The sequence below is a fragment of the Serratia sp. CMO1 genome (assembly GCF_015689115.1).
In the GTDB taxonomy this organism is placed as follows: domain Bacteria; phylum Pseudomonadota; class Gammaproteobacteria; order Enterobacterales; family Enterobacteriaceae; genus Serratia; species Serratia marcescens.
In genome coordinates, this window is the sequence record NZ_CP065032.1 from 1733604 (window position 1) to 1746106 (window position 12503).

The 12503-nt window shown below is 57.5% G+C and carries 11 protein-coding genes; 6 read left to right on the plus strand and 5 right to left on the minus strand.

What is annotated here, in order from left to right; all coding sequences use genetic code 11:
* The first annotated feature begins 1 nt into the window (after window position 1).
* The 5 genes from IT763_RS08150 (at window position 2) to rmf (ending at window position 5927) form a co-directional block, all read left to right on the plus strand.
* Window positions 2-1906, plus strand: a complete 1905-nt coding sequence (locus IT763_RS08150; RefSeq protein ID WP_143778799.1) for an ABC transporter ATP-binding protein — start codon at window positions 2-4, stop codon at window positions 1904-1906.
* Between the two features lie 76 nt (window positions 1907-1982).
* Window positions 1983-3296, plus strand: a complete 1314-nt coding sequence (pqiA, locus tag IT763_RS08155; protein WP_369825817.1) for a membrane integrity-associated transporter subunit PqiA — start codon at window positions 1983-1985, stop codon at window positions 3294-3296.
* The gene (gene pqiB / locus IT763_RS08160) at window positions 3283-4929 is read left to right on the plus strand and encodes an intermembrane transport protein PqiB (protein WP_016928295.1); all 1647 of its coding nucleotides are present in this window, start codon (window positions 3283-3285) and stop codon (window positions 4927-4929) included. Before pqiA ends, pqiB begins: the two co-directional genes overlap by 14 nt.
* The gene (pqiC, locus tag IT763_RS08165; RefSeq protein ID WP_016928294.1) at window positions 4926-5486 is read left to right on the plus strand and encodes a membrane integrity-associated transporter subunit PqiC; all 561 of its coding nucleotides are present in this window, start codon (window positions 4926-4928) and stop codon (window positions 5484-5486) included. Before pqiB ends, pqiC begins: the two co-directional genes overlap by 4 nt.
* A 270-nt stretch (window positions 5487-5756) precedes the next feature.
* On the plus strand, window positions 5757-5927 hold the full coding sequence (rmf, locus tag IT763_RS08170; RefSeq protein ID WP_004928150.1) for a ribosome modulation factor: 171 nt from the start codon (window positions 5757-5759) through the stop codon (window positions 5925-5927).
* A gap of 64 nt (window positions 5928-5991) precedes the next feature.
* Here rmf and fabF read toward each other — a convergent pair whose 3' ends face one another.
* The 4 genes from fabF to IT763_RS08190 form a co-directional block, all read right to left on the minus strand.
* Window positions 5992-7269 carry a beta-ketoacyl-ACP synthase II gene (gene fabF / locus IT763_RS08175; protein WP_049300503.1) on the minus strand — a complete coding sequence of 426 codons (1278 nt, stop codon included), beginning with the start codon at window positions 7267-7269 and terminating at the stop codon, window positions 5992-5994.
* On the minus strand, window positions 7266-7793 hold the full coding sequence (locus tag IT763_RS08180) for a helix-turn-helix domain-containing protein (RefSeq protein ID WP_028127999.1): 528 nt from the start codon (window positions 7791-7793) through the stop codon (window positions 7266-7268). The genes fabF and IT763_RS08180 overlap by 4 nt, the downstream gene beginning before the upstream one ends.
* 316 nt (window positions 7794-8109) lie before the next feature.
* Window positions 8110-8628: a bifunctional 3-hydroxydecanoyl-ACP dehydratase/trans-2-decenoyl-ACP isomerase gene (gene fabA, locus IT763_RS08185; RefSeq protein ID WP_004928144.1), complete on the minus strand. Its 519-nt coding sequence runs from the start codon at window positions 8626-8628 to the stop codon at window positions 8110-8112.
* Between the two features lie 68 nt (window positions 8629-8696).
* Window positions 8697-10445, minus strand: a complete 1749-nt coding sequence (locus IT763_RS08190; protein WP_049300502.1) for a Lon protease family protein — start codon at window positions 10443-10445, stop codon at window positions 8697-8699.
* A gap of 210 nt (window positions 10446-10655) precedes the next feature.
* Between IT763_RS08190 and matP the strand changes: the two genes are divergently transcribed.
* Window positions 10656-11114, plus strand: a complete 459-nt coding sequence (matP, locus tag IT763_RS08195) for a macrodomain Ter protein MatP (RefSeq protein ID WP_004928138.1) — start codon at window positions 10656-10658, stop codon at window positions 11112-11114.
* 102 nt (window positions 11115-11216) lie between these two features.
* Here matP and ompA read toward each other — a convergent pair whose 3' ends face one another.
* A complete protein-coding gene (gene ompA, locus IT763_RS08200; RefSeq protein WP_004928134.1) occupies window positions 11217-12296 on the minus strand; it encodes a porin OmpA in 1080 nt (359 codons plus the stop codon).
* Between the last annotated feature and the right edge of the window lie 207 nt (window positions 12297-12503).

Consider the following 12503-nt stretch of genomic DNA (forward strand, 5'->3'; position numbering starts at 1 on the left):
TATGTCGTTAATCAGCATGTCCGGCGCCTGGCTCTCTTTCAGCGATGCGCCACTGTTAGACAACACCGAAATTCATATTGAAGACAACGAGCGCGTGTGTCTGGTCGGGCGCAACGGCGCCGGCAAATCCACGCTGCTGAAGATCCTCGGCAAAGAGATCCCGCTGGACGATGGCCGGGTGATCTACGAACAAGATCTGATCGTGGCACGTCTGCAACAGGATCCGCCGCGCAATATCGGCGGCAGCGTATTCGACTTCGTAGCGGAAGGCGTTGCGGAGCAGGCGGAACACCTGAAGGCCTATCACGCGATCTCTCACCTGGTGGAAAGCGATCCAAGCGAGAAAAACCTGGCGCGCATGGCGCAAATCATGGAGATCCTCGATCACCAGGGGCTGTGGCAGCTCGACAGCCGCATCAGCGAAGTGCTGCTGCAGCTGGGGCTGAACGGCGACGCCGAGCTTTCCTCACTGTCCGGCGGTTGGCTGCGTAAAGCGGCGCTGGGCCGCGCGCTGGTGAGCTCACCGCGCGTGTTGTTGCTCGACGAACCGACCAACCACCTGGACATTGAAACCATCGATTGGCTCGAGGGCTTCCTGAAAGAGTTCGACGGCAGCATCGTCTTCATCTCGCACGACCGTTCGTTTATCCGCAACATGGCGACGCGCATCGTCGATCTGGATCGCGGCAAGCTGGTTTCCTGGCCGGGCAACTACGATCTGTATCTGCAGAGCAAAGAAGAAGCGCTGCGGGTGGAAGAGCTGCAAAACGCCGAGTTCGACCGCAAGCTGGCGCAGGAAGAGGTCTGGATCCGTCAGGGCATCAAGGCGCGCCGCACCCGCAATGAGGGCCGCGTGCGCGCGCTGAAGGCGCTGCGCGCCGAGCGCTCGCAGCGCCGCGAAGTGATGGGCACCGCCAAGATGCAAGTGGAAGAGGCGACCCGCTCCGGCAAAATCGTATTCGAGCTGGAAGACGTCAATTATCAGGTTGGCGAAAAAGTGCTGGTGCGCGGTTTCTCCGCCCAGGTGCAGCGCGGCGACAAGATTGCGCTGGTGGGGCCGAACGGCTGCGGCAAAACCACGCTGCTGAAACTGATGCTCGGTCAGCTGAAAGCCGACAGCGGCCGTGTGCACTGCGGCACCAAGCTGGAAGTGGCCTATTTCGACCAGCACCGCGCCGATCTCGATCCGGAACGCACGGTGATGGACAATCTGGCGGAAGGCAAGCAGGAAGTGATGGTCAACGGCCGTCCTCGCCACGTATTAGGCTATCTGCAGGACTTCCTGTTCCACCCGAAACGCGCGATGACGCCGGTGAAGGCGCTGTCGGGCGGTGAGCGTAACCGCCTGCTGTTGGCTAAGCTGTTTCTTAAACCGAGCAATCTGCTGATCCTCGATGAACCAACCAACGATCTCGACGTCGAAACGCTGGAGTTGCTGGAAGAGCTGATCGACGGCTATCAGGGCACCGTACTGCTGGTCAGCCACGATCGTCAGTTCGTCGACAACTCGGTGACCGAGTGCTGGATCTTCGAAGGCAACGGCGTGATCAATGCCTTCGTCGGCGGTTACTACGATGCGCATCACCAGCGCGCGACGGCGAAACCGATTCGTCAGGCGGCGCCGAGCGCGAGCAAACCGGCGGCGGAGAAAAAGGCCGAACAACCGAAGAAAACGGCGGCCAAGCTGAGTTACAACCTGCTGCGTGAGCTGGAACAGTTGCCGCAGCGGCTCGAACAGCTGGAAGCGGAAATCGAAGCGCTGCAGGCGCAGATGAGTGACGCGGATTTCTTCACGCGGCCGCACAGCGAAACGCAAGAAGTGCTGACGGCGCTGGCTGATGCCGAGCAAGCGCTGGAACAGGCTTTCGCCCGTTGGGAAGAGCTGGAAGCGATGAAAAACGGCTGACCGTTGCGATGCCGCCCGCGCGCTGCTGCGGGCGGCATCGACGTGCCGGTGAGCAACGTTATTTAGGAGGAATATGGTGTGTTCCCACAACAATCATCAGCAGCATAGTCATTCCGCACCCTCGGCGGCGCAACAGGATAACCTGATGCTGTGTCCGCAGTGCGACATGCTGGTGGCGCTGCCGCCGCTGGCCTATGGCAGCAAAGCGGTATGCCCGCGCTGCAAAACCACGCTCAGCGCCCGCTGGGACGAGCCGCGCAAGCGGCCGATCGGTTACGCGCTCAGCGCCTTGTTCATGCTGGTGCTGGCCAACATTTTCCCGTTTATCAACATGCGCGTCGCCGGCCTCGGCAACGAAATCCGGCTGATCCAAATCCCGGAAGTCATGGTGGCGGAAGACTACGCCAGCATGGCCACCTTGTTTATGGTGTTCGTGCAGCTGATCCCGGCGTTTTGCATGGTGGCGATCATCCTGCTGTGCGCCAGAGTGCGTTTGCCACTGGGCCTCAAAGAATGGATGGCCCGGGTGCTGTTCCAGTTCAAGACCTGGTGCATGGTGGAGATTTTCCTCGCCGGGGTGCTGGTCAGCTTCGTCAAGCTGATGGCCTACGGCGATATCGGCATCGGCAGCAGCTTCGTGCCTTACTGCCTGTTCTGCCTGCTGCAGGTGCGCGCCTTCCAGTGCGTGGATCGGCGCTGGTTGTGGCAGGATATCGAACCGGCACCGCGACTTAATCGCCCGCTGACGGTGGGGCGCACCGGCATGCGCCAGGGCGTGCGCTCTTGCGCGTGCTGCACGGCGATCTTGCCGGCCGATCAGGTGCGCTGTCCGCGCTGCCACACCAAGGGCTACGTGCGGCGTCGTCACAGCCTGCAGTGGACGCTGGCGCTGCTGGTGACCTCTGTCATGCTGTATATTCCGGCCAACCTGATGCCGATCATGGTGACCGAGGCGTTGGGCAACAAGATGAACTCCACCATCATGGCGGGGGTGATCCTGCTGTGGGGGGACGGCTCTTATCCGGTGGCGATGGTGATTTTCATCGCCAGTATCATGGTGCCGTCGCTGAAAATGTTGGCGATCGGCTGGCTGTGCTGGGATGCGAACGGCAGGAAGAAACCGCGCGCCGACAGCGAGCGTATGCATCTGATTTATGAAGTGGTCGAATTCGTTGGCCGTTGGTCAATGATCGACGTGTTTGTGATCGCCGTGTTGTCGGCGCTGGTGCGAATGGGGCAGTTGATGAGCATTTATCCCGCGACGGGCGCCGTGCTGTTCGCGCTGGTGGTGATCCTCACCATGTTCGCCGCCATGACATTTGATCCCCGGCTGACCTGGGATCGCGCAAGTGAAACAATCAACAAGGAGCCGCAAGGTGACGGAAAATAATCATAGCGTCGCGGACGTCGAGAAGATCAAACGCTGGTCGCCGGTGTGGATCATTCCCATCGTGACCGCGCTGATCGGCGCCTGGATCCTGTTTTACCACTTCAGCCATCAGGGGCCGGTGGTGACGCTGGTGACCTCGACGGCGGAAGGGCTGGAAGCGGGTAAAACCAAAATCAAAAGCCGCAGCGTTGACGTCGGCGTGGTGGAAACCGTCACGTTGAGCGATGACCTGAGCAAGGTGATGGTGCAGGCTCGCCTCAATTCCGGCATGGAAAAATTGCTGCGCCAGGATTCCGCTTTCTGGGTGGTGAAGCCGCAGATCGGTCGTGAAGGCGTCTCCGGGCTGGGCACGCTGCTCTCCGGCGCCTATATCGAACTGCAGCCGGGCAACAAAGGCAAAGACGGCAAAGACAACTATCAGCTGCTCGATGCGCCGCCGCTGGCCTCCCCGGATGCCAAAGGGTTGCGCATCGTGCTGGACAGCGAGAAGTCAGGCCAGCTCAACGCCGGCGATCCGGTGCTGTTCCGCGGTTATCGCGTCGGGTCGGTGGAAACCAGCTACTTTGATCCTAAAGAACGCGCTATGCGCTATCAGCTGTTCATCACCGCGCCTTACGATCAGTTGGTCACCACCAACGTGCGTTTCTGGAAAGACAGCGGCGTGGCGTTTGACATGTCGGCGCAGGGCATGCGGGTGGAGATGGGCTCGTTGACCACGCTGTTCAGCGGCGGGGTCAGTTTTGACGTGCCGGACGGCTGGGATCGCGGCGAACAGGCGAAAGAGAAGGCGGAGTACCAGCTGTTCGACAACCAGCGCAGCACGCAGGATTCACTGTATACCGTGCATAAGGATTACCTGCTGTTCTTCTCCGACTCGGTACGCGGCCTGCAGCCGGGCGCGCCGGTCGAGTTCCGCGGCATCCGTCTGGGTACGGTGGCGCAGGTGCCGTTCTATAAAGACGGCATGGCGCAGCGTCTGGATAACGATTACCGCATTCCGGTGCTGATCCGCATCGAGCCGGATCGCTTCCAGAAACAGCTGGGCGGCAACTTCGATATTGAAGGGCACCTGAAAGATGCGGAGTCTCGCGGCATGCGCGCCTCGATGAAGTCCGCCAACCTGCTGACCGGTTCGCTGTACATCGATCTTGACTTCTATCCGCAGGAAAAACCGTGGAAAGGGCCGCGCGAGCTGTTCGGTTATCCGCTGATGCCGACCACCAGCGGCGGTCTGGCGCAGATCCAGCAGAAACTGATGCAGACGTTGGATAAGATTAATTCGATGCCGATCAATCCGATGATCAACGAAGCGACCAAGACGCTGGCGGAAAGTCAGAAAACCATGAAGTCGACGCAGCAGACCATGAAGTCGCTGAACGACATCATCGCCAGCAAAGAGATGCAGGCGCTGCCGCAGGACATGCAGAAAACGCTGCTGGAGCTGAACCGCAGCATGAAAGGGCTCCAGCCTGGTTCACCGGCTTACAACAAGATGGTGGGCGACATGCAGCGCCTCGATCAGGTATTGCGTGAGCTGCAACCGGTGCTGCGCACCCTGAATGAGAAGAGCAACGCGCTGGTGTTTGAAGCCGCCGGCAGCACTGACCCTCAGCCGAAGAAGGCCACGAAATGATGAAATGGATCCCGGTAGCCCTGGCGCTGTTACTCAGCGCCTGCAGCAGTTCGCCACAGAAGACTTACTATCAGTTGCCGGCGCTGGGTGCGCCTGCTGCAGCCAGCAGCAGCGGCGCTTCCACGCGCCAGCTGTGGCTGGAACACGTGAGCGTGGCGGATTATCTGGCGCAGAACGGCGTGGTGTATCAGACCAACGACGTACAGTATGTGATAGCCCAGAACAACCTGTGGGCCAGCCCGCTCGACCAGCAGCTGCAGCAAACGCTGGTCACCAACCTGAGCAGCGCGCTGCCGGGCTGGGTGGTCTCTTCGCAGCCGATGAGCAGCGATCAGGATGTACTGAACGTGACCATCAGCGGCTTCCACGGCCGTTTTGACGGCAAGGCGATCATTCGCGGCGAGTGGGTGCTGAATCGCCAGGGGCGCCTGATCAAACGGCCTTTCAGCCTGGAATTGAAACAGGGTGAAGACGGCTATGATGCCCTGGTGCGCACCCTGGCGCAGGGATGGCAGCAGGAAGCTCAGGCTATCGCAGCACAGATGGGCGGCATTTAGTCATAATTTGGTCTAAAATCATCTAATCCCTGTCGGCGTGAAAATCCATTTTTTCTCGCTGGCAGGGATTTATATTTCATTTCAAACAGTTAAACCCTTTCCCGGCAGATCAGCCACTTAGCTTTTTCCTCGGGCGTAGCTCACAAATATGACATTGGCGTGAATTTTGCGCATTGATCTTCTCTTCTTTTAGCGCTATTGATTACTCGTGGCTGCGCAAAAAGCAGCCATTGTTTTCTTTCCACCAGACCAAAATGAGGGAAACGAGGCATGAAGAGACAGAAACGCGATCGTCTGGAAAGGGCGCATTCGAGAGGGTATCAGGCAGGTATTTTAGGGCGTTCCAGGGAACATTGTCCCTACCAATCATCAGTGGACGCCCGGTCTCAATGGCTGGGAGGTTGGCGAGAAGCCATGGAAGACAGGGCTGTGACCGCTTAAGCGGCTCCCTGTCAAATAAAAGGAATAACCTCCGCCCTTTGGCGGAGGTTTTTGTTTGTGCCGTTTATTCGTCCTGCCAGCGTTTCAGTAGAATACTCGCATTCACGCCGCCAAAGCCGAAGCCGTTCGATAAGGCGTAGGTTATGCTCATCGATTCAGCCCGTTTCGCGACCAGGTGCAAACCTGCCGCCGCCGGATCGGGATTGTCCAGATTCAGCGTCGCCGGGGCGATCTGGTCGCGCAGAGCCAAGGCGGTAAAGATGGTTTCCAGCCCGCCGGCGGCGCCGAGCAGGTGCCCGGTGGCGGATTTTGTCGAGGTTACCGCGACGCTCCCTGTCGTGCCAAACAGGTGTTTGATGGCATTGATTTCACCCAAATCCCCTACGGGTGTCGACGTCGCGTGAGCATTTAAATGCTGTACCTCCTCGGGAACGACGTTCGCCTGCTTCAACGCGATTTTCATCGCCCGATAGGCGCCGTTGCCGTCTTCAGCGCCGGATGTCATATGGTAGGCGTCGGCGCTGGTGCCATAGCCGACGATTTCCGCGAGCGGGGTGGCGCCACGCGCCAGCGCGTGTTCCAGCGTTTCAATGACCAGCATGCCGGCACCTTCCCCCATGACAAATCCGTCCCGGGCGCTGTCGAAGGGCCGAGAGGCCTGTTGCGCCAATTCGGCCGGAGCGGTGGACATGGCGCGCGCGGCGGCGAACCCACCCAGGCTGACGGTATCTATAGCGGCTTCGGTACCGCCGCACACGGCGATATCGGCTTCATCATTGCGGATCATACGCACTGCATCGCCAATGGCTTGCACGCCGGCGGCACAGGCGGTGACCGGCGCGCCAATCGGCCCCTTGAAGTGGTGTTTGATTGAAACGTGGCCGGCCGCCAGATTGACCAGGAATGAGGGGATGGTGAACGGCGACAGCCGCTTGGCGCCGCGGCTGTCGGTTGTGCGCACCGCCTGGGCAATCGCCGGAAAGCCGCCAATGCCCGAGGCGATGACGGTGGCGGTGCGCTCTTGTTTTTCCTCCGTATCGGCTATCCAGCCGGCCTGACGAACGGCTTCATCCGCCGCCGCCATGGCAAACAGGATAAAGCGATCCATTTTCTTTTGGTCTTTGGGGGCGACGGAAGCATCGGGGTTGAAGCCCGCTTCAGCATCCTGCGCCAGCGGCGGAACCTGACCTCCGACCTTGATCGGTAAATCTGCAACGATCTCGTCAGGCAAAGCCCGAATGCCTGACTCTCCTTTTAACAAACGTTGCCAGATGGTCTCCACGCCGCACCCTAACGGTGAAACGGCACCCATGCCGGTAATAACGATACGACGATTGCTCATGACGACTCCTTGGTAAGTTCGGATAAATCGGCGAGGCGCCGTTGCCGCATCAGTGCGGCGCGTTGATGTATGCCTTCATTTGCCGCAGGCCCTGGCGCCAGCGTAATAAACTGCGGCGGCACCGGTTGTTGGCTATCGATATTGACCAACTGGACCTGGATCGGCCGATCGGTGCGGCTGTCGACTAACAAGGCGCTAATGTCACCGTCGATCAAATGGCGATTGCCCCATTCTGAGAGAGCTGCCAGCACGGGGAGAAAATCGTTGCCGCGTTCGGTGAGCAGATACTGATAGCGGACCGGCCGCGTTTGATAACGTTGCTTATGCAGAATGCCGTGGGCCACCAAATCCTTCAGGCGTCGGGCCAGGAGAGTCGGTGACATCCCCAGGCTTTGTTGGAATTCGTCGAACTTGGACAACCCCTGAAAGGCATCACGCAGGATCAGGATGCTCCACCATTCTCCGACACGATCTAATGAACGTGCGACGGGGCAAGGTGCATCGCTAAAGCGGGTTTTTTGCATATCGGCTCTTTGTCGGTACATTTATTGTAGTTACGTGGATGGTTATACTAGGTGATTTTAAGGGGCAAGAAAATAACCGGACGCAAAAACCGCTATCGTGTCGATAGCTGGCTGTGGGGAGGGGGCGCTCAACCGGCCTGTGGCTTTGACCGTTTCGGTAGAGACATGCGGGATAAACCGGTTCGGTAGCGGGCGATTAAAGGAGGTGGGTAGTCTTTAAACGGTAAGAGAAAGAAATGCCATCACGCTGGGCGTGATGGCATGCATGCGAAGAGCATTAGCAAAGAAGACGATGGCCGCCCTCTTTTCTGCGTGATTAGAACGCTGTGGTATCCTTGAACAGACCCACTTTCAGATCGGTGGCGGTATAGATCACTTCACCGTCAACCAGCACTTCGCCATCGGCGACGCCCATGATCAGCTTACGGGTGATGACGCGTTTGAAGTTAATACGGTAGGTCACTTTTTTCGCGGTTGGCAGCACCTGGCCGGTAAACTTGACTTCACCAACGCCCAGCGCGCGGCCTTTGCCTTCGCCACCCAGCCAACCGAGGTAGAAACCGACCAACTGCCACATCGCATCCAGGCCCAGACAGCCTGGCATGACCGGATCGCCGATAAAGTGGCAACCGAAGAACCATAGGTCCGGATTAATATCCAGCTCCGCTTCCACATAACCTTTGTTGTGAGTCCCGCCGTCTTCGGTCATCTTGACCACGCGGTCCATCATCAACATGTTACCTGCCGGCAACGGTGGGCCACCGGCGCCGAACAGCTCGCCACGGCCGGATGCTTCGAGGTCTTCTTTCGTATAGGAATCGCGTTTATCTACCATGTTCTCAGTAAGCCTTATTTTAATGAAGGACGCAGGTTAGCTAACACGTGTACGCTGAACAAGTCCGATCAGCCGTGGTTGAACCAGTTGAGCCAGCGCAGCGGCCACGGACGACGGCGTTCCTGCAGGCTCACCTGCGCAATCCGTTCCTGAATGGCCGCCAACAAATTCGGCTGTTGTTCGTCAGAGTAGAGGCAACCTGTGAGCAAAGGCAAGGCTTCCGCCGCGCTCTCTACCGCCCACAGATGGAATTGCCCTTCGCGTACCGCGTCGACGATATCCTGGCGCAGGCACAGGTGGCGCACGTTGGTCGCGGGCAATATGACGCCCTGTTTGCCCGTCAGACCGCGGCGTACACAAACCTCGAAGAAACCTTCGATCTTTTCGTTAACGCCACCTATCGGCTGTACGTTGCCGAATTGGTCGACGGAGCCGGTGACGGCGATCTGCTGGGTGATCGGTTGCTGTGACAGGGCGCTGACCAATGCGCACAGCTCAGCCAGCGAGGCGCTGTCACCGTCCACTTCACCGTAAGATTGCTCAAAGACGATGGAAGCGGAGAAGGGCAGTTGCTGATCAAGATCCAGTTCGGCGATCAAGAACGCCTGCATGATCATCATGCCTTTAGCATGCAGGTTGCCGCCCAGTTCGGCTTTGCGCTCGACGTCGGTGAACTCGCCGTCGCCGAGATGCACAACGCAACTGATGCGCGACGGTTCGCCAAAGCTGCGTGGATGACCGGGATAATCCAGGACTGACAGACCGTTGATCTGTCCGACCACTTCACCCTCGGTCTCAATCAGGATCTGACCCAACTCAATCTCATCCTGCATACGCTCGGCCAGATAGCTTTCACGCCATTCTCGGGCATTTAACGCCGCCTCGAACGCTTTGGCCGTAATGCGATCTTCTTCGGCATACAGTGCGGCTTCGGATAGCTGCTGGCCAATCCAAACCGGCGAGAGTGGCAGTATGCCCTGATCGCCACTGTAACGCACAGCCTGGACGATCAGCGGCGGCCAGGCGTCGGTCGCCAGCATCGGCAACTGCTGGTCGGCAATCACGCCGTTGACGTAACCGCACCACTGCGCCATATCATCAACTTCAGTCAGCTGCAGATCGTCTTCGAATTCACCGTAGATCGCTTGTTCGCTCAGTTCCGGCTCGATATCGTGAAAATCGGCCAGGCCGTGACGGTCGCCGACTACAATCAGCCGCAGATCCAGCGGCATCGGTGGAATGGCTACCGGCAGCGGGCGGGTTTCGTCTGGCGATACCCAGTGGAACTGACGCTGGCCGATCATCTGTTTCAGCCGCAGCCACAGCAACGGCTGAGCAAGCAGCGCCCGCGCCGACAGAATCAGAATGCCGCCGTTGGCCTGGTGCACCAGACCCGGTTGCAGGGTAATGTCGCCATTGTGGATCCGTACGCAGCCAAACAGCTGTTCCGGCTCAATCCACTCCTGGAACAGACAAGCGCCGCCGGCGGCAAAAGGTTCATCGCCACGGCTGGCAGGCTCGACGCTGACCTTGCCATCCTGAATGACATAGTGGCTGCCGCGGCATGCCGTATTTTTCGGCAGCAGTGGTTTGACGGCGTGAGCGATCAGTTCCAGATACTCACGCGTTTCTTGCGCTTTCAACAGCATGAAACGCGGTGGCGATTGGGGGTGGCAAAATAGCGTCAGGGCATTTTCCAGCCGAGGCTGAATGGCGGAAAAGGGCACGGGTGCCAACTGAGCGGCGGTATCAAATATCGCCTGATAAGGCGTTACGTCCGGCAATAAAGATTGCCATTCAAGTCGGTTATTGGTCAAAGTGTTAGATGCAATCGTTAAAAAGGGAAAGGGCGATTATACAAGAATAACGGCGGCTTGATACATGCGGAGTGCCAGTTGGCATCAGGGAGTTTGACATCGCGCGGTGACTGTGCAAAAAACAGTCTAAAAGACGGTTTAATTGCCGGGGAAATTCGGCGCAAAGCTGTTATGCTTATTTGAAGTTACGCGGTCACTGAAGAGCTCAAGATGAAATATCAGCAACTGGAAAATCTGGAGAGCGGTTGGAAATGGAAGTACCTGGTGAAGAAGCACCGGGAAGGGGAACTCATTACCCGCTACATTGAAAACAGCGCTGCTCAAGAGGCGGTTAACGAGCTGCTGAAGCTGGAAAATGAGCCGGTCAAGGTACTTGCATGGATTGCCGCTCATATGAATCCGGAACTGGATAACCGGATGAAACAAACGATCCGCGCCCGCCGCAAACGTCATTTTAACGCAGAACATCAGCATACGCGTAAAAAATCTATCGATCTGGAGTTTTTGGTTTGGCAACGATTGGCTGCCCTGGCGCGCCGCCGTGGCGTTACGCTGTCGGAAACCGTCGTGCAGCTTATCGAAGACGCTGAACGCAAAGAAAAGTATGCGAACCAGATGTCGTCGTTGAAAGAAGACTTGAAGGCGATTCTGGGCAAAGATCCCAAGTAAGCGCGTGAGAACGCCTCTATGGCGCCAGGCATTGAATGTTCTGGCAACAAGAGGACGAAAAAAAACCCCGCATTGGCGGGGTTTTTTATTAGGCGAGTAAACTTAGCCCTGAGGCTGAGTTACAACGTCTTTGATACCTTTAACTTCGATCTCTACGCGACGATCTGGTGCCAGGCAAGCGATCTGAGCTTTGGTAGCGCGTCCAGATTTGTAGCCACAGGTGTTGCCTGTAACTGCATCTGCTTCACCCATACCACGTGCAGAGATTTTGTCTGACGGGATGCCTTTGGAGACCAGGTAGTCAACAACGCTCTGTGCGCGTTGTTCAGACAGTTTCTGGTTGTACTGGTCAGAACCAACGGCGTCGGTGTAACCCAGAACAACTACGGAGCCGTCTTTAGGATCCATGGAGCTCAGCTGGGTGTACAGCTGATCCAGAGCCTGCTGGCCTTCTGCTTTCAGAGTAGATTTGTTGAAGTTGAACAGCACGTCAGACTTCAGAGTGAAACGCTTGGTTTCAACAACTGGAGCTGGAGCCGGAGCTGGTGCTGGAGCAACTACGTCATCCTGACCGAAGCGGTAAGAAACGCCCAGGCTCAGCATGGTGTTGTCTGGACGTGCGCCAACGGTACCTGCGTCACCGATGTTGCTTACGAACTGGTAATCCAGACGGGTAGCCCAGTTTTTGGTCAGTGCGTATTCAACACCAACAGCAGCCAGCGGAGAAACGCCGGTGTCGTGGTCGCTCAGACGCTGACCAGTACGGCCGTAGTTAGCTTTGGAGTCTGCACGCCATACCATACCACCCAGACGAGTGTAGATGTCCAGATCGTCAGCAATTGGGTAGCTCAGTTTAGCAGCCAGTTGAACGCCCTGCGCTTTGAAAGCACCGTTGTTCACGCTGCCTTTGTAAGGCATGCGGCCGAGCCAGTCATAGCCCAGCTCGAAGCCCAGGTATTGGTTTGCCTGGTAGCCCAGGAACGCGCCGGCACCCAGCTGATCTTTATGGGTTGGGCCGTTGCCGATACCGTTCTGGTAACCGTTGCCGTAGAAGCCAACGTCATGGTACTGGGACCAGCCCAGTTTAGCACCGGTGTACCAGGTGTTATCTTTTGGAGCGGCTTGCGCTACGGTAGCGAAACCTGCCAGTGCCACTGCTAATGCGATAGCTGTCTTTTTCATTTTGCGCCTCGTTATCATCCAAATAGGCAATGAGCTTTAAAGCTGTTTAAGCCCTTGGTTAAATTCCTTCGCCAAGGTTTAAGCCCTCGTTTGTTACTCGCCAGTTTTTCTGACGTTATAGAGCAACCTTGGCGATGTAAAGTCTACAACGTGGCGCGAAAGTTACAAGTGTGATGTGATAAGGCTCTAAAAAAAAACGCGGAATCG

What these genes read in the sequence shown, in the direction of transcription:
- ompA (WP_004928134.1), bottom strand. Translation starts at nt 12,296, where the DNA reads ATGAAAAAGACAGCTATCGCATTAGCAGTGGCACTGGCAGGTTTCGCT.
- fabA (WP_004928144.1), bottom strand. Translation starts at nt 8,628, where the DNA reads ATGGTAGATAAACGCGATTCCTATACGAAAGAAGACCTCGAAGCATCC.
- matP (WP_004928138.1), top strand. Translation starts at nt 10,656, where the DNA reads ATGAAATATCAGCAACTGGAAAATCTGGAGAGCGGTTGGAAATGGAAG.
- rmf (WP_004928150.1), top strand. Translation starts at nt 5,757, where the DNA reads ATGAAGAGACAGAAACGCGATCGTCTGGAAAGGGCGCATTCGAGAGGG.
- fabF (WP_049300503.1), bottom strand. Translation starts at nt 7,269, where the DNA reads ATGAGCAATCGTCGTATCGTTATTACCGGCATGGGTGCCGTTTCACCG.
- pqiC (WP_016928294.1), top strand. Translation starts at nt 4,926, where the DNA reads ATGATGAAATGGATCCCGGTAGCCCTGGCGCTGTTACTCAGCGCCTGC.
- IT763_RS08180 (WP_028127999.1), bottom strand. Translation starts at nt 7,793, where the DNA reads ATGCAAAAAACCCGCTTTAGCGATGCACCTTGCCCCGTCGCACGTTCA.
- IT763_RS08150 (WP_143778799.1), top strand. Translation starts at nt 2, where the DNA reads ATGTCGTTAATCAGCATGTCCGGCGCCTGGCTCTCTTTCAGCGATGCG.